The sequence below is a fragment of the Helicobacter acinonychis genome (genome assembly GCF_900461455.1).
GTDB classification, from domain to species: Bacteria; Campylobacterota; Campylobacteria; order Campylobacterales; family Helicobacteraceae; genus Helicobacter; species Helicobacter acinonychis.
The window spans coordinates 1,496,911-1,515,564 of the sequence record NZ_UGIA01000001.1; the positions used below are offsets into that span (position 1 = coordinate 1,496,911).

At 40.4% G+C, this 18,654-nt stretch carries 8 protein-coding genes and 3 pseudogenes; 7 read left to right on the top strand and 4 right to left on the bottom strand.

The annotated features are described in order from the left end of the window. Positions 1-91 precede the first annotated feature (91 nt). The 4 genes from DYI00_RS07445 to fusA all read left to right on the top strand — a co-directional run bounded on the left by DYI00_RS07445 (position 92) and on the right by fusA (position 11,814). Positions 92-8,764, top strand: coding sequence for a DNA-directed RNA polymerase subunit beta/beta' (locus DYI00_RS07445; RefSeq protein WP_011578373.1), 8,673 nt, complete (start codon positions 92-94; stop codon positions 8,762-8,764). A gap of 87 nt (positions 8,765-8,851) precedes the next feature. Continuing rightward, on the top strand, positions 8,852-9,244 hold the full coding sequence (rpsL, locus tag DYI00_RS07450) for a 30S ribosomal protein S12 (protein ID WP_001142324.1): 393 nt from the start codon (positions 8,852-8,854) through the stop codon (positions 9,242-9,244). Between the two features lie 12 nt (positions 9,245-9,256). Beyond that, complete coding sequence (gene rpsG / locus DYI00_RS07455) at positions 9,257-9,724, top strand: 30S ribosomal protein S7 (RefSeq protein ID WP_001254357.1); 468 nt, start codon at positions 9,257-9,259, stop codon at positions 9,722-9,724. A gap of 11 nt (positions 9,725-9,735) precedes the next feature. Beyond that, positions 9,736-11,814 carry an elongation factor G gene (gene fusA, locus DYI00_RS07460; protein ID WP_011578372.1) on the top strand — a complete coding sequence of 693 codons (2,079 nt, stop codon included), beginning with the start codon at positions 9,736-9,738 and terminating at the stop codon, positions 11,812-11,814. Positions 11,815-12,309: 495 nt separating this feature from the next. Here fusA and DYI00_RS07465 read toward each other — a convergent pair. After that, positions 12,310-13,301, bottom strand: a pseudogene (locus DYI00_RS07465) (aldo/keto reductase). Positions 13,302-13,541: 240 nt separating this feature from the next. Between DYI00_RS07465 and DYI00_RS07470 the strand changes: the two are divergent. After that, positions 13,542-13,922, top strand: coding sequence for a flagellar protein (locus DYI00_RS07470; protein ID WP_115365296.1), 381 nt, complete (start codon positions 13,542-13,544; stop codon positions 13,920-13,922). A 145-nt stretch (positions 13,923-14,067) separates the two neighbouring features. Here DYI00_RS07470 and waaF read toward each other — a convergent pair whose 3' ends face one another. Beyond that, a complete protein-coding gene (gene waaF, locus DYI00_RS07475; RefSeq protein WP_011578367.1) occupies positions 14,068-15,117 on the bottom strand; it encodes a lipopolysaccharide heptosyltransferase II in 1,050 nt (349 codons plus the stop codon). Between the two features lie 61 nt (positions 15,118-15,178). Between waaF and hisS the strand changes: the two genes are divergently transcribed. Both hisS and asd read left to right on the top strand, forming a co-directional pair. Beyond that, positions 15,179-16,507, top strand: a complete 1,329-nt coding sequence (hisS, locus tag DYI00_RS07480) for a histidine--tRNA ligase (protein WP_115365297.1) — start codon at positions 15,179-15,181, stop codon at positions 16,505-16,507. Further along, positions 16,494-17,531, top strand: a pseudogene (gene asd, locus DYI00_RS07485) (aspartate-semialdehyde dehydrogenase). The gene hisS and the pseudogene asd overlap by 14 nt, the downstream one beginning before the upstream one ends. A 6-nt stretch (positions 17,532-17,537) precedes the next feature. Here asd and DYI00_RS07490 read toward each other — a convergent pair. Both DYI00_RS07490 and DYI00_RS07495 read right to left on the bottom strand, forming a co-directional pair. After that, positions 17,538-17,921 carry a hypothetical protein gene (locus DYI00_RS07490; protein ID WP_011578364.1) on the bottom strand — a complete coding sequence of 128 codons (384 nt, stop codon included), beginning with the start codon at positions 17,919-17,921 and terminating at the stop codon, positions 17,538-17,540. Next, a pseudogene (locus tag DYI00_RS07495) lies at positions 17,921-18,654 on the bottom strand (ATP-binding protein); the annotation flags it as partial. The gene DYI00_RS07490 and the pseudogene DYI00_RS07495, both read right to left, overlap by 1 nt.

The window sequence follows — 18,654 nt, forward strand, 5'->3', positions numbered from 1 at the left end:
GATTGTAAAGTTTAAAGATCCTTTTGCAATGCTTACTCAATACGATTAAATGCATTAAGAAACTCAAAATTTTTGATAAAAGGCTTAAAATATGTCAAAAAAAATTCCCCTAAAAAACCGCTTGAGAGCTGATTTTACAAAAACTCCGACAGATTTAGAAGTTCCTAATTTATTGTTATTGCAACGAGACAGCTATGATTCTTTCTTGTATTCTAAAGATGGCAAAGAGAGTGGGATTGAAAAGGTTTTTAAATCTATTTTCCCTATCCAAGATGCACAAAACCGCATTACTTTAGAGTATGCAGGTTGTGAGTTTGGCAAAGCTAAATACACCGTTAGAGAGGCGATGGAGAGAGGCATTACCTACTCTATCCCGCTCAAAATTAAAGTGCGCTTGATTTTGTGGGAAAAAGATGCAAAAAATGGCGAAAAAACCGGTATCAAGGATATTAAAGAACAAAGCATTTTTATCCGTGAGATCCCTTTAATGACGGAGCACACTTCATTTATCATCAATGGAGTGGAGCGTGTGGTCGTCAATCAGCTCCACAGAAGCCCCGGTGTGATTTTCAAAGAAGAAGAGTCTAGCACTTCTTTAAATAAGCTCATTTACACAGGGCAAATCATTCCTGATAGGGGTTCGTGGCTGTATTTTGAATACGATTCTAAAGATATTTTATACGCTCGTATCAACAAACGCCGTAAAGTACCTGTTACTATCTTGTTTAGAGCGATGGATTATCAAAAACAAGACATTATTAAAATATTCTATCCGCTTGTCAAAGTGCGTTATGAAAACGATAAATATCTGATTCCGTTCGCTTCGTTAGACGCCAATCAAAGGATGGAATTTGACTTGAAAGACGCTCAAGGCAAAACTATTCTTTTAGCGGGCAAAAAGCTCACTCCAAGAAAGATCAAAGAGCTTAAAGAAAACCATTTAGAATGGGTGGAATACCCTATGGATATTTTACTCAATCGTTATTTGGCTGAGCCTGTTATGGCGGGGAAAGAGATTTTACTAGACATGCTCACTCAGTTGGATAAAAATAAGTTAGACAAAATCCACGATCTAGGTGTGCAAGAATTTGTGATCATCAATGATTTGGCTTTAGGGCATGACGCTTCCATTATCCATTCTTTCTTGGCCGATTATGAGTCTTTGAGATTGCTCAAGCAAACTGAAAAGATTGATGATGAAAATGCGTTAGCTGCGATTCGTATTTATAAGGTGATGCGCCCGGGTGAGCCTATCACCACTGAAGTGGCGAAGCAGTTTGTCAAACAGCTTTTCTTTGACCCAGAACGCTATGATTTGACCATGGTGGGTCGTATGAAAATGAATCATAAATTGGGCTTGCATGTGCCTGATTACATCACGACTTTAACGCATGAAGATATTATCACCACCGTTAAATATCTCATGAAGATTAAAAACAATCAGGGCAAGATTGATGACAGAGACCACTTAGGCAATCGTAGGATCAGAGCCGTAGGGGAATTGTTGGCTAATGAATTGCATTCAGGTTTAGTGAAAATGCAAAAGACCATTAAAGACAAGCTTACTACCATGAGTGGGGCTTTTGATTCGCTCATGCCCCATGACTTGGTCAATTCTAAAATGATCACAAGCACGATCATGGAATTTTTCATGGGCGGTCAGCTTTCACAATTCATGGATCAAACTAACCCTTTGAGTGAAGTCACGCACAAGCGCCGCCTTTCAGCACTCGGTGAGGGGGGGTTAGTCAAAGACAGAGTAGGGTTTGAAGCCAGAGATGTGCACCCAACGCATTATGGCAGAATTTGCCCTATTGAGACCCCAGAAGGTCAGAATATCGGCTTGATCAACACCCTTTCCACTTTCACAAGAGTGAATGATCTTGGCTTTATTGAAGCCCCTTATAAAAAGGTTGTAGATGGCAAGGTAATGGGCGAGACGATTTATTTAACGGCTATTCAAGAAGACAGCCATGTGATCGCTCCCGCAAGCACCCCCATTGATGAAGAAGGCAATATTTTAGGCGATTTGATTGAAACGCGTGTAGAAGGCGAGATCGTTTTAAACGAAAAAAGTAAAGTAACCTTAATGGATTTAAGCTCTAGCATGCTAGTAGGGGTAGCCGCATCGCTCATTCCTTTCTTAGAGCATGATGATGCAAACCGTGCTCTAATGGGGACTAACATGCAGCGCCAAGCGGTGCCTTTGTTAAGAAGCGATGCTCCCATTGTAGGCACAGGGATTGAAAAAATCATCGCTAGGGATTCTTGGGGAGCGATCAAAGCTAATCGTGCAGGCGTCGTAGAAAAAATTGATTCTAAAAATATTTATATTTTAGGCGAAGGCAAAGAAGAAGCTTATATTGATGCGTATTCTTTGCAAAAAAACTTGCGTACCAACCAAAACACTAGCTTCAATCAAGTCCCTATCGTTAAAGTGGGCGATAAAGTAGAAGCTGGGCAAATCATCGCTGATGGCCCTAGCATGGACAGGGGCGAATTAGCGTTAGGGAAAAATGTGCGTGTAGCGTTCATGCCATGGAATGGTTATAACTTTGAAGACGCGATCGTGGTGAGTGAGCGCATCACTAAAGACGATATTTTCACTTCCACGCACATTTATGAAAAAGAAGTGGATGCTAGAGAGCTTAAGCATGGCGTAGAAGAATTTACCGCTGATATTCCTGATGTGAAAGAAGAAGCGCTTGCACATCTTGATGAAAGCGGAATCGTTAAAGTAGGCACTTATGTGAGCGCTGGCATGATTTTAGTGGGTAAGACTTCCCCTAAAGGCGAAATCAAAAGCACGCCTGAAGAACGGCTTTTAAGGGCTATTTTTGGGGATAAAGCTGGGCATGTGGTCAATAAGAGTTTGTATTGCCCCCCAAGTTTAGAAGGCACGGTGATTGATGTGAAAGTCTTCACCAAAAAAGGCTATGAGAAAGATGCACGAGTTTTGAGCGCGTATGAAGAAGAAAAAGCCAAGCTTGACATGGAGCATTTTGACCGCTTGACCATGCTCAATAGAGAAGAATTGTTGCGCGTCAGCTCGCTCCTTTCTCAAGCGATTTTAGAAGAGCCTTTCAGCCATAATGGTAAGGATTATAAAGAAGGCGATCAGATCCCTAAAGAAGTAATCGCTTCAATCAATCGCTTCACTCTGGCTAGTTTGGTGAAAAAATACTCTAAAGAAGTGCAAAACCAGTATGAAATCACTAAAAATAATTTCTTAGAGCAAAAGAAAGTCTTGGGTGAAGAGCATGAAGAAAAGCTTTCTATTTTAGAAAAAGATGATATTTTGCCTAATGGCGTGATCAAAAAAGTCAAGCTCTATATCGCTACAAAACGAAAACTTAAAGTGGGCGATAAAATGGCAGGAAGGCATGGGAATAAAGGCATTGTGTCTAATATTGTGCCGGTTGCGGACATGCCTTATACCGCTGATGGCGAGCCTGTAGATATTGTCTTAAACCCTTTGGGTGTGCCAAGCCGTATGAATATCGGACAAATTTTAGAAATGCATTTAGGTTTGGTGGGTAAAGAGTTTGGCAAACAAATCGCTAGCATGCTAGAAAATCAAACTAGAGATTTTGTCAAAGAATTGCGCACTAAAATGCTAGAAATCGCTAACGCTATCAACGAAAAAGATCTCTTAACTATCCATGCACTTGAAAACTGCTCTGATGAAGAGCTTTTGGAATACGCAAAAGATTGGAGTAGGGGCGTTAAGCTCGCTATCCCTGTGTTTGAAGGCATTTCGCAAGAAAAATTTTATAAGCTATTTGAATTAGCTAAAATTGCTATGGATGGCAAAATGGATTTGTATGATGGGCGCACAGGCGAGAAAATGAGAGAGCGCGTGAATGTGGGCTACATGTATATGATCAAACTCCATCACTTGGTGGATGAAAAAGTCCATGCCAGAAGCACAGGCCCTTATAGTTTAGTAACGCACCAGCCCGTGGGGGGTAAAGCGCTTTTTGGAGGTCAAAGATTTGGGGAAATGGAAGTGTGGGCGTTAGAAGCTTATGGTGCAGCGCACACTCTAAAAGAAATGCTTACCATTAAATCCGATGATATTAGGGGTAGGGAAAACGCTTATAGGGCTATCGCTAAGGGCGAGCAAGTGGGTGAGAGCGAAATCCCCGAGACTTTCTATGTTTTGACTAAAGAATTGCAATCGCTCGCTTTAGACATTAATATCTTTGGAGATGAAATGGATGAAGATGGGATGCCTAAACCCATTGTCATTAAAGAAGATGACAGACCTAAAGACTTTAGCTCTTTCCAGCTCACTCTAGCCAGCCCTGAAAAAATCCATTCGTGGAGCTATGGGGAAGTTAAAAAGCCTGAAACGATCAACTATCGCACCCTAAAACCTGAACGAGACGGTTTGTTTTGCATGAAAATCTTTGGTCCCACTAAAGATTATGAGTGCTTGTGCGGTAAATACAAAAAGCCTCGCTTCAAAGATATTGGCACATGCGAAAAATGCGGCGTAGCGATCACACACTCTAAAGTTAGGCGTTTTAGAATGGGGCATATTGAATTGGCCACTCCTGTAGCGCATATCTGGTATGTCAATTCCTTGCCTAGCCGTATCGGCACGCTTTTAGGCGTTAAAATGAAAGACTTGGAGCGCGTGCTTTATTACGAAGCTTATATCGTTAAAGAGCCAGGCGAAGCCGCTTATGACAATGAGGGCACTAAATTGGTCGCTAAATATGATATTTTGAATGAAGAGCAGTATCAAAATATCTCACGAAGATACGAAGACAGGGGCTTTGTGGCACAAATGGGTGGCGAAGCAATCAAGGATTTATTAGAAGAAATTGATTTGATCGTGTTGTTGCAAAGCTTGAAAGAAGAAGTGAAAGAGACCAATTCGGACGCCAAAAAGAAAAAACTCATCAAGCGTTTGAAAGTGGTAGAAAGCTTTTTGAATTCTGGTAACAGACCTGAATGGATGATGCTCACCGTTTTACCGGTATTGCCACCGGATTTAAGGCCGTTAGTCGCACTAGATGGTGGGAAATTTGCAGTCAGCGATGTGAATGAATTGTATCGTCGTGTCATCAATCGTAACCAACGCTTGAAACGCTTAATGGAGCTTGGGGCACCAGAAATCATTGTGCGCAATGAAAAAAGGATGTTGCAAGAGGCCGTGGATGTGCTTTTTGATAACGGCCGTAGTACCAATGCGGTTAAAGGAGCTAACAAGCGCCCTTTAAAATCGCTTAGTGAAATCATTAAGGGTAAGCAAGGGCGTTTCAGGCAAAACCTTTTAGGTAAGCGCGTGGATTTTTCAGGCAGGAGCGTAATTGTCGTTGGGCCCAATCTTAAAATGGATGAATGCGGGTTGCCTAAAAACATGGCGTTGGAACTCTTCAAACCGCATCTATTATCCAAGCTTGAAGAAAGAGGCTATGCCACCACGCTCAAGCAGGCTAAACGCATGATTGAGCAAAAAAGCAGTGAAGTGTGGGAGTGTTTGCAAGAAATCACAGAAGGGTATCCGGTGCTACTCAACCGCGCGCCTACTTTGCACAAGCAATCCATTCAGGCGTTCCACCCAAAACTCATTGACGGCAAAGCGATCCAATTGCACCCATTAGTGTGTTCAGCGTTTAATGCGGATTTTGATGGGGATCAAATGGCGGTGCATGTGCCTTTAAGCCAGGAAGCGATCGCTGAATGCAAGGTGCTTATGCTAAGCTCTATGAATATCCTTTTGCCCGCTAGCGGTAAAGCCGTAGCCATTCCTAGCCAGGATATGGTTTTAGGGCTTTATTATCTTTCTTTAGAAAAGAGTGGGGTCAAGGGCGAGCATAAGCTTTTCTCTAGCGTGAATGAAATCATCACCGCTATTGATACCAAAGAATTAGACATCCATGCAAAGATTAGGGTTTTGGATAAAGGGAATATTATCGCTACGAGCGCAGGGCGCATGATCATTAGATCCATTTTGCCTGATTTTATTCCCACGGATTTGTGGAACAGGCCTATGAAAAAAAAAGATATTGGTGTGCTTGTGGATTATGTGCATAAAGTCGGTGGTATCGGCATTACCGCAACCTTTTTGGATAATTTAAAAACGCTTGGCTTTAGGTATGCTACTAAGGCTGGTATTTCTATCTCTATGGAAGATATTATCACGCCCAAAGACAAGCAAAAAATGGTGGAAAAAGCCAAAGTAGAGGTTAAAAAAATCCAACAACAATACGATCAAGGGTTGCTCACTGACCAAGAGCGTTACAATAAAATCATTGACACTTGGACTGAAGTCAATGACAAAATGAGTAAAGAAATGATGACCGCTATCGCAAAAGATAAAGAGGGCTTTAACTCCATTTATATGATGGCGGATAGCGGTGCAAGGGGGAGCGCGGCACAAATCCGTCAGCTTTCAGCGATGAGAGGTCTTATGACTAAACCAGATGGCAGTATCATTGAAACGCCCATTATTTCTAACTTTAAAGAGGGGTTGAATGTTTTAGAATACTTTAACTCCACCCATGGTGCTAGAAAGGGCTTAGCGGATACGGCACTAAAAACCGCCAATGCGGGGTATTTGACAAGAAAACTCATTGATGTTTCCCAAAATGTCAAGGTGGTATCTGATGATTGCGGCACGCATGAAGGGATTGAAATCACGGATATTGCGGTAGGGAGTGAGTTGATTGAGCCTTTAGAAGAGCGTATTTTTGGGCGCGTTTTATTAGAAGATGTGATCGATCCCATTACCAATGAAATCTTGCTTTATGCGGACACTTTGATTGATGAAGAGAGCGCTAAAAAGGTGGTGGAAGCTGGGATTAAATCCATTACGATCCGCACACCAGTAACTTGTAAGGCGCCAAAGGGCGTGTGCGCGAAATGCTATGGCTTGAATTTAGGCGAAGGCAAGATGAGCTATCCTGGCGAAGCGGTAGGCGTGGTCGCTGCGCAATCTATTGGGGAGCCTGGAACTCAGCTCACTTTAAGGACTTTCCATGTGGGTGGGACAGCGAGCAGGAGCCAAGATGAGCGCGAAATTGTAGCGAGCAAAGAAGGTTTTGTGCGTTTCTACAATCTCAAAACTTACACGAACAAAGAGGGTAAAAACATTATCGCTAACCGCCGTAACGCTTCTATTTTAGTGGTAGAGCCTAAAATTAAAGCGCCTTTTGATGGGGAATTGAGCATTGAAACGGTCTATGAAGAAGTAATTGTGAGCGTGAAAAATGGCGAGCAAGAAGCTAAGTTTGTGTTAAGAAGAAGCGATATTGTCAAACCAAGCGAATTGGCTGGCGTTGGCGGTAAGATTGAAGGCAAGGTGTATTTGCATTATGCTAATGGGCATAAGATACATAAAGGGGGGAGTATCGCTGATATCATCCAAGAGGGTTGGAATGTGCCAAATCGCATCCCTTATGCAAGCGAATTGTTGGTTAAAGATAATGACCCCATCGTGCAAGATGTGTATGTGAAAGAAAAAGGTGTGATCAAATACTATGTTTTAGAGGTCAATCATTTAGAGCGCACCCATGGGATCAAAAAGGGCGATATGGTGAGCGAAAAAGGCTTGTTTGCGGTTATAGCTGATGATAATGGTAGAGAAGCTGCTCGCCATTATATCGCTAGAGGTTCTGAGATTTTAATTGATGATAATAGTGAAGTGAGCGCTAATAGCCTTATTTCTAAACCCACGACTAACACCCTTAAAACGATTGCTACATGGGATCCTTACAATACCCCCATTATTGCGGACTTTGAGGGTAAAGTGAGTTTTGTGGATATTATCGCAGGGGTTACGGTCGCTGAAAAAGAGGATGAAAATACCGGTATCACTAGTTTGGTGGTGAATGATTACATTCCAAGCGGATACAAACCAAGCTTGTTTTTAGAGGGGGTTAATGGCGAAGAAGTGCGTTATTTCCTAGAGCCAAAAACTTCTATCGCCATTAGCGATGGCTCTAGCGTAGAACAGGCTGAAGTGTTAGCAAAGATCCCTAAAGCGACCGTTAAATCTAAAGATATTACCGGAGGTCTTCCAAGGGTTTCAGAATTGTTTGAAGCGAGAAAACCCAAACCTAAAGATGTGGCGATCCTTTCTGAAATTGATGGGATTGTAAGCTTTGGTAAAGCGATCCGTAATAAAGAACACATCATTGTGACTTCTAAAGACGGCCGTAAGATGGATTATCTTGTGGATAAAGGCAAGCAAATTTTAGTGCATGCAGATGAGTTTGTGCATGCAGGAGAAGCGATGACGGATGGGGTGGTTTCAAACCATGATATTTTAAGGATCAGTGGCGAAAAAGAGCTTTATAAATACATTGTGAGCGAAGTCCAGCAAGTGTATCGCAGGCAGGGGGTAAGCATTGCGGACAAACACATTGAAATCATTGTGTCTCAAATGTTAAGGCAAGTGCGCATCTTAGACAGTGGGGACAGCAAGTTTATTGAAGGGGATTTGGTCAGTAAAAAACTATTCAAAGAAGAAAACGCTCGTGTGATCGCTTTAAAAGGCGAGCCAGCGATTGCTGAACCGGTGCTTTTAGGGATCACTAGAGCGGCTATTGGGAGCGATAGTATCATTTCAGCGGCCTCTTTCCAAGAAACGACTAAAGTTTTAACAGAAGCCAGTATCGCTATGAAAAAAGACTTTTTGGAAGACTTGAAAGAAAATGTGGTATTAGGAAGGATGATCCCTGTGGGAACGGGTATGTACAAGAATAAGAAAATCGTTTTAAGAACGATTGAAGATAGCCCTAAAATTTGACAAAAAAATCGGTTAAGATTTTTAAAAGAAAAATTAGGGTAAAATGGAGAAACTTTTAATTTTAAATTTTTAGAATAAGGAAAAATAGTGCCTACTATCAATCAATTGATTAGAAAAGAAAGGAAGAAGGTGGTTAAAAAAACCAAATCACCTGCATTAGTGGAATGCCCTCAAAGGAGAGGGGTTTGTACTAGGGTTTATACAACTACCCCTAAAAAGCCTAACTCGGCGTTAAGAAAGGTTGCTAAAGTTCGTTTGACCAGTAAATTTGAAGTGATTAGTTATATTCCTGGTGAAGGGCATAACTTGCAAGAGCACTCCATTGTGTTAGTGCGTGGGGGCAGGGTTAAGGATTTACCTGGTGTGAAGTACCATATTGTTCGTGGTGCTTTAGACACTGCAGGGGTGAATAAAAGAACGGTTTCACGCTCTAAATATGGGACTAAAAAAGCTAAAGCAACCGACAATAAGAAAAAGTAAAGGGAATAAGAAATGAGAAGAAGAAAAGCACCTGTTAGGGAGGTTTTAGGCGATCCTGTTTATGGTAACAAGGTAGTGACTAAATTTATCAATAAGATGATGTTTGATGGCAAGAAAAGCGTAGCGGAAAAAATCATCTATAAAGCTTTTAATAAGATTGAAGAAAAAAGTGGTGAAAAGGGCATTGAAGTGTTTGAAAAAGCCCTAGAGAGAGTGCGTCCTTTAGTGGAAGTGCGTAGCAGAAGAGTGGGTGGGGCTACTTATCAAGTGCCGGTAGAAGTGCGAGCGAGTCGCCAGCAGTCGCTATCAATCCGTTGGATTTTAGAAGCCACTAGAAAACGCAACGAAAGAATGATGGTGGATAGATTGGCTAATGAGCTTATGGATGCAGCTAGCGATAAAGGTGCGGCTTTTAAGAAAAAAGAAGATGTGCATAAAATGGCAGAGGCGAATAAAGCATTCGCACACTACCGTTGGTAATTGGAGTTAGAATGGCTAGAAAAACCCCATTAAATAGGATCAGAAATATCGGTATCGCCGCTCACATTGATGCTGGGAAAACTACCACTTCTGAAAGGATTTTGTTCTATACAGGCGTGAGCCATAAGATTGGCGAAGTGCATGATGGCGCGGCGACAATGGATTGGATGGAGCAAGAAAAAGAAAGAGGGATCACCATCACTTCTGCGGCAACGACTTGCTTTTGGAAGGATCACCAAATCAATTTGATTGACACTCCAGGGCATGTGGATTTTACCATTGAAGTGGAACGATCCATGCGCGTGCTAGATGGTGCGGTTTCGGTGTTTTGCTCGGTGGGGGGCGTGCAGCCTCAAAGTGAGACTGTGTGGCGTCAAGCCAATAAATACGGCGTGCCTAGGATTGTTTTTGTCAATAAAATGGATAGGATTGGGGCGAATTTTTACAATGTAGAAAACCAGATCAAACAACGCTTGAAAGCTAATCCTGTGCCTATCAATATCCCCATTGGGGCTGAAGACACTTTTATTGGCGTGATTGATTTAGTCCAAATGAAAGCGATCGTTTGGAATAATGAAACCATGGGAGCCAAATACGATGTAGAAGAAATCCCTAGCGATTTATTAGAAAGGGCTAAAGAATACCGAGAAAAGCTTGTAGAAGCTATAGCTGAGCAAGATGAAGCCTTGATGGAAAAGTATTTGGGCGGTGAAGAATTGAGCGTTGAAGAAATTAAAAAAGGCATTAAAATAGGGTGTTTGAACATGAGTCTTGTCCCTATGCTTTGTGGCTCTTCTTTTAAAAACAAAGGCGTGCAGACTTTATTAGATGCAGTGATTGATTACTTGCCAGCGCCTACAGAGGTGGTGGATATTAAGGGGATTGATCCAAAAACTGAAGAAGAAGTTTTTGTTAAATCTAGTGATGATGGCGAATTTGCCGGCTTGGCGTTTAAAATCATGACGGATCCTTTTGTGGGCCAACTCACTTTTGTGCGCGTGTATCGTGGCAAGCTAGAGTCCGGTAGCTATGTGTATAACTCCACCAAAGACAAAAAAGAGCGCGTGGGAAGACTTCTTAAAATGCACTCTAACAAGAGAGAAGACATTAAAGAAGTTTATGCGGGCGAGATTTGTGCGTTTGTGGGTTTAAAAGACACGCTAACTGGGGATACGCTTTGCGATGAGAAAAATGCGGTCGTTTTGGAGAGAATGGAATTCCCTGAGCCGGTCATTCATATCGCCGTAGAGCCTAAAACTAAAGCAGACCAGGAAAAAATGGGCGTAGCGTTAGGCAAGCTTGCTGAAGAAGATCCAAGCTTTAGGGTGATGACTCAAGAAGAAACCGGACAAACTCTCATTGGTGGTATGGGTGAATTGCACCTGGAAATCATCGTGGATAGGCTAAAAAGAGAGTTTAAGGTGGAAGCTGAAATCGGTCAGCCGCAAGTTGCCTTTAGAGAGACTATCCGATCAAGCGTGAGCAAAGAGCATAAATACGCCAAACAAAGCGGTGGTCGTGGGCAATATGGGCATGTGTTTATCAAGCTTGAGCCTAAAGAGCCGGGCAGTGGGTATGAATTTGTGAATGAAATTTCTGGCGGTGTGATCCCTAAAGAATATATCCCTGCGGTGGATAAGGGTATCCAAGAAGCGATGCAAAATGGCGTTTTGGCAGGCTATCCGGTGGTGGATTTTAAAGTTACCCTTTATGATGGGAGCTATCATGATGTGGATTCTTCAGAAATGGCGTTTAAAATCGCAGGTTCTATGGCGTTTAAAGAAGCGAGTCGTGCGGCCAATCCCGTTTTACTAGAGCCTATGATGAAAGTGGAAGTGGAAGTCCCTGAAGAATACATGGGCGATGTGATTGGCGATCTCAATAGAAGAAGGGGGCAAATCAATTCTATGGACGACCGATTAGGATTGAAAATCGTGAATGCTTTTGTGCCGTTAGTGGAAATGTTTGGTTATTCTACGGATTTGCGTTCAGCCACTCAAGGGCGTGGGACTTACTCTATGGAGTTTGACCATTATGGCGAAGTGCCTAGCAATATCGCTAAGGAAATTGTAGAAAAACGCAAAGGCTAGTTTTATTATAACACTCTCTTGAAAAGGGTGTTGCACTATTTAAAACTTCTCCTTTGAATTTAAAAAGACTTTTTATGGGTTATCCCTTAATGAGTCTTTCTTCATTTTAATTTGCTATAAAATTTCTTTTTGGCTTTGTTCTCATCAAGTAGGGGTAACTGAGACTTTTTTAAACTTTTTAAAAATGGGTTTTTTGGTTTGATCGTTTAGATTTTATTTTATGGTGAAATTCATTTTCTTAAGGGGGTGGGGGGTGTTTTTGCGACAATGCCCTTAAAAACCTCCCTAGATCATAGACTGCCTTACAAGAAATTTCACTTGGCTAACGACAAAATTTTTTGCGTTTAAGCTTAAAAAACGCTTTTTGGCATTTTTCAAACAAAGCCCTATTAAAATGCCTTAAAAAGTTTGTTAGGGAGAAAACACACTGACAAACAGAAAATAACGCTTCAATCTTTTTTAAAAGATCCAACGCAATATAAATATCCATTATTCTTATTTATCCACCATTTTATTGATTCTTTCAGGGTAGCGAGCCCCTTCTATTTTGATTGCGGCCAATTTTTTGGAAAAACTCCAATTTTTTTTGACTCCAAGAAACTTGCAAAGCCCCTATATTTTCTATGAGTCTGGATTCTTTAGTGGTGCCAAAGAGAGGGACAATGATTTTTTGGGTGTGCAAAATCCATGAAAGGGCTAGTTGGACTGGTGTAACGCCTTTAGCGTGCATGTGATCTTGAATTAATTCCACTAAGGCGTAATTTTTGGCTAGATTTTCTTGATTAAACCTAGGAGAAACGCTTCTAAAATCCCCAACTAGCAAAGGTGGTATTTTTTTCAAATTTCGCGCTTAAAAACCCCTTGACCCAAAGGCGAAAAGGCGACAAAACCAATTTTTTCTTTTTCTAAGAATCCTAAAATCTCTTTTTCAGGTTCGCACCACCACAAGGAATATTCGCTCTGCAACGCACTTAAAGGGCAAATTTGATGGGCTTTTTGGATGCTGGATAAAACCCTGCTCCACTCATCCCCCAAGCTTTAATTTTCCCCTCTTTAATAAGAGCTTGCATAACTTCTGCCGCTTCTTCTATAGGCGTGTTAGTATCCACGCGGTGCTAGTAGTATGAATCAATGCATTCTATTTTTAAGCGTTTCAAACTCCCTTCAATAGTGCTCTTAATGCGGCTAGGACTGGAATCTAAAAATATGCTTGCGTATTTGTCGTTAGGATTTGCGTAGTAAATCCCAAATTTGCTCGCCACCACAACCTTGTCTCTAAAAGGCTTGATCGCTTCGCCTAAAAGCTCTTCATTATCTTCCCCATAAGCTTCTGCGGTATCAAAAAAGTTAATGCCCAATTCCAAACCCTTATGGGTAAGCTTAACCATCTGCTTTTTATCATGGACTTCCCCATACCCATAAGTCATGCCCATGTACCCTAAAGCTAGGGCACTCACTTTTAAAGGGCTTAAATGACGCTGTTGCATACAAATTCCTTAATTTCATATTGGGTTTTCAATATAACCACAATCCCAATTTTTGTCAAACTTTCTAAACTCAGAGATAATCTATCAAGTTTTGCACATTGTGGATTTTGTGGGTTTTTTGTAGATTTTTAAGACAGAAAAACCACCAAACTCGTCAAAAATTTGATTGGTTTCTATTCATTTACTTTTGAAAAATATAATTCGTTCGCTTTTTAAATTTACATGAGAAGGAGTTTTCGTATGAAAAAGCAAATCTTGACAGGCGTTTTGTTATCAGTTTTAGCGGTGAGTTCTGCATACGCTCACAAAGGCAAAGAAGACACTAAAAAACCTGGGTTAAGCTCTCAATTAGTGGCTCACAAAGGCAAAGAAGACACTAAAAAACCTGAGTTAAGCTCTCAATTAGTGGCTCACAAAGGCAAAGAAGACACTAAAAAACCTGAGTTAAGCTCTCAATTAGTGGCTCACAAAGGCAAAGAAGACACTAAAAAACCTGAGTTAAGCTCTCAATTAGTGGCTCACAAAGGCAAAGAAGACACTAAAAAACCTGAGTTAAGCTCTCAATTAGTGGCTCACAAAGGCAAAGAAGACACTAAAAAACCCAAAAAATCAGTAGCTTAAGGGCTTTAAATCTAAGGGGAGCGTTTAAAAAACGCTTTCTTTAAACCCACTTTATCAATTCTATCAATTTTTACTACTTTTTAAATTTTTCGTATACAGATTTTTTAATTTTTGTTCGATATAGTTGTGTTTCTAAAAAAGGCGTTTAACTTTCTTGTAAAAGAGTAGAGGCGGCTTGAATAACTTCAAGGGGCGTGATGGATTTCATGCACAAATGGTTTCTTCCATTCTTTAAGGGGCAGACTCGTTTTTTGCAAGGCGAACAGCTTAAATGATGGTTTAATACAATGGCTTTTTGGGCTTTATAGGGGCTAGTCTCTTTTTCATTAGTGGGGCCAAAAAGAGCGATTAAGGGGGTTTGTGTGCCAGTAGCCACATGCATAGGACCGCTATCATTAGTGATGAATAAATCTAAAGTAGCGATGCGCTCTATTAATTCTTCAATGCTGGTTTTCCCACACAGATTATAAGCGTTATGAAATAATAAGGGGTTTTTCAACAAGCCTTTAATGGACTTTAAAATTTCTTCAGAAACGATAGCATCTTCTTTAGCCCCAAAAAAATAAATTTCATACCCTTTTTCTAACAAAATAGCAGCGACTTCAGCGTAATAAGAAGCTAACCACCTTTTAGCGCTCCCATAGCTTGCACTAGGGTTGAAGCCGATTTTTTTAGGGGTGTTTGGGGTGTGAGTGGGAAGGTTAAAGGCTAGTTTTAAGGGTAAAACGCTTTTTTTATCTAATTCTTTTTTTAAAAATTGTGAAAACAAAAAGCAATATTTTTCCACTTGATGATACTCTTTGGGGGCAACAGTTATTGCATGGCTAAGGAAAAAAGAACGAAAAAATTGGGCAAAACCGATGCGAATAGGCGTTTTTGTCGCATAGAGCAAAAAAGCGGAATAAAAATGGTTGTTTAAAGCGATGGCCATATCGCAACGCCCTATTTTTTGAGCGAGTTTGTAGGTGGCTGATAACCTAAAAAAGGATTTTTTGGTGTCGTCTATGAAAACGGCTTCTATTTGCTCATCTTTTTTGAAAAGTTCGCAAGTGATTTTTGGACCCACTAAGATAAAATGCGCGTTAGGGTAGTGGTTTTTAAGGGTGTAAAAAAGCGAGCTTGCCATCACCCCATCGCCCAGCCAATTAGGCAAACGCAATAAAATGCGCATGCGTTTGGGTGCACTTACGCTCATCAATAGCCCTTTTTTAAAGATTTTAAGCTAAAATTTTAACATACAAATACAAGGAAATGGAATGATTACCCCTAAAGTGTTGAGTGGGTTTAAAGACCGCTTGCCTAAAGATGCGATACAAAAGGCTCAGTTGCTTTCTAAAGTTTCAGTTGTTTTTCAAAGTTTTGGTTTTGTGCCGATTGAAACCCCTCATTTGGAATACGCTGAAACGCTATTACCTGATGCGAGTAGCGATATTCAAAAAGAGATTTATCGCTTTAAAGATCATGGGGGTAGGGATGTGGCTTTAAGGTTTGATTTGACCGTGCCATTAGCGCGCTTTGTCTCTTTGTACCATCAAACGTTAGGAATGCCCTTTAAACGCTACGCCATAGGCAATGTCTTTAGGGGTGAGAGGGCACAAAAAGGGCGTTATAGAGAATTCACGCAATGCGATTTTGATTTTATAGGGAGCGAGAGTTTGGTGTGCGATGCTGAGATCATCCAAGTGGTTATCGCTTCCTTAAAAGCTTTGGATTTAGAAGATTTTTGCGTCTCTATCAATCACAGGAAAATTTTGAATGGGATATGCGAATATTTTGGCATTTCTCAAGTGACTGGAGTGTTGCGCATTGTGGATAAATTAGAAAAGATTGGCTTAAATGGGGTTGAAGAAGAATTAAAAAAAGAGTGCGATTTAAATCCAAACACCATTAAAGGGCTTTTAGAAATGGTTCAAATCAAGCAAGACGATTTAAGCCATGCGGAATTTTTTGAAAAAATTGCTTATTTGAAAGACTGTAATGAAAATCTAAAAAAGGGCATACAGGATTTAGAAAAACTATACCAATTGCTAGGGGATTTACAAATTTCTCAAAACCTGTATAAGATTGATTTTTCTATCGCTAGGGGCTTAGGGTATTATACAGGGATTGTGTATGAAACCACGCTTAATGACATGAAGTCTTTAGGGAGCGTGTGTTCAGGGGGTCGTTATGATCATTTGACTAAAAATTTTTCTAAAGAAGATTTGCAAGGGGTGGGGGCTTCTATTGGGATTGATAGATTGATTGTGGCTTTAAGTGGAATGCAATTATTAGATGAGCGTTCCACACAAGCTAAAGTGCTAATCGCTTGCATGAATGAAGAATATTTTTCTTATGCCAAACCGCTTGGCGGAGTCTTTAAGACAAAGCGTATTTTTAGCGAAGTCTATCCAGAAGCCCAAAAAATCAAAAAACCCTTTTCTTATGCTAACCATAAGGGGCATGAGTTTGTGGCCATCATTGGCGAAGAAGAATTTAAAAGCGAAACTTTAAGCTTAAAAAACATGCATTCAGGCATGCAACTGAATTGTTTGAGCTTTTTAAAAGCCCTTGAAATCATTGGAGAAAACGATGAAGACTTATAATATCGCCATTGTTGGAGCTAGTGGGGCGTAGGGCAAGAGTTAATTAAGGGTTTAGAAAATTCTTCTTTCCCTATTAAAAGTTTGTCCCGCTCGCTAGCGTTAGAAGTGCCGGTAAAAAGATCAAAGCGTTCAATAAAGATTATGAAATTTTAGAAACATGCATGAGGTTTTTGAAAAAGAAAAGATAGACATCGCCTTTTTTAGCGCTGGGGGGAGCGTGAGCGAAGAGTTTGCCACAAGTGCTTCAAAAACTTCTTTAGTGATCGATAACACGAGTTTTTTTAGGTTGGATAAAAAAGTGCCTTTAGTCGTGCCTGAAATCAACGCCAAAGAAATTTTTAACGCTCCCTTAAATATCATCGCTAACCCCAATTGCTCTACCATTCAAATGACGCAAATCTTAAACCCCTTGCACCTTCATTTTAAGATAAAAAGCGTGGTGGTTAGCACTTATCAAGCCGTAAGTGGGGCAGGGAATAAGGGGATAGAGAGCTTGAAAAGAGAGCTAAAAACCGCTTTAGAATGTTTAGAAAAAGACCCCACTATCGATCTAAACCAAGTCTTGCAAGCGGAGGCTTTCGCTTATCCAATTGCTTTTAATGCGATCGCTCATATTGATGCTTTTAAGGAGAATGGCTACACTAAAGAAGAGCTAAAAATGGTGCACGAAACCCATAAGATCATGGGCGTGGATTTCCCTATCAGCGCGACTTGCGTGCGCGTGCCGGTATTAAGGAGTCATAGCGAGAGTTTGAGTATCACTTTTGAAAAAGAATTTGATCTTAAAGAAGTCTATGAAGTGCTAAAAAATGCCCCTAGCGTGGTTGTTTGCGATGACCCTAGCCATAATCTTTACCCCACGCCTTTAAAAGCGAGTAACACTGATACCACCTTTATAGGGCGCTTGAGAAAGGATTTGTTTGACAAGAAAACTTTGCACGGCTTTTGTGTGGCAGATCAACTAAGAGTGGGGGCAGCCACCAATGCACTCAAAATCGCTTTGCATTACATTAAAAACGCTTGATAGGCTTTATTGAGAAAATTTGTGGTAATACTCGCCCTTGTCCGTGATGATTTTAATTTCTAGCAATTGATTAGGCTTGCAATTCAGGCGATAAAAAATCTGTTGCGAATATTTTAATTCATGGTTAAAAAGCTTTTCTTTTTTAAACTTCTTGCTCAATTTTGGCTCCACTTTTTTAGTCGCTTCGCATGAATTTCCTCTATTGACAATGAGATTTTTAATCACAACCGGTTCATCATTCATAGAAGTGATGCTTAAAAGACTAGAATCCGTCATTTTCCCTACCAATTTCCCCCCAGTCGCGCGATAATCCAACTTAAAATCCAAATCCTTCGCCCCCAAATAAACACCGCTTATAGCCAGCAAGCTCAAACACATTTTTTTAAACATCAAAATCCTTTCGCTAGTAATATTTGTGGGGTATTATAATCAAATTTTATTATCCTTTTTTGATCGTTTGAGTCGTTGCGTTTTTTCTTTTATCCATTCAAATAAGCATGAAAATTATCTTTTGTTTCGCCTTCTATCGCATCTTTTTTGCTATGCAAAAGCCTTGTTTTAAAAGCTATGGCTAATTCCATACGCTTGCTTTGGGCGTATTCTTTTTTATCGTGTTCACTGAACAAATCTTCAATTTGCTTGAATTTTTTATCGCATTGTGAGAGTTGTAGGATTATGATAGAATTTCCCATTCTTTCATTAGCTTCTTTAAATTGTTCGCTAGTTGCTTGCTGGTCAGCATCATCTTTTCTATCATCATCTATCAAAACAATGGGTCTATTATCTAGCTCAAGGAGTTTTTGAATGGTTTCTTTCATCTCGTTTGAATCGTTTTTAAGCCCTGAAATGGGTAAGAAAGTGAAATCAATGGGGCGTTTTTTTGTATTCTCGCTTATTGAAATACAATTTAAAAGCGCTCAAATAACAATAATCCGTGATGCCTTCCCACAAGATGATTCGGGTGTTTTTTAGGGTCGCAAAAAACATGCTGACCCACCCCTAAAGAGCGCTTGATTTTATCTAGGGCATCGGAGTCTCTGCGTGCATTATTTAGGGAATAATTAAAGTTATTCTTAATCGCAGAGCCTTTTATTTCTTTTTCTACAATCCTTATTTCATCTAA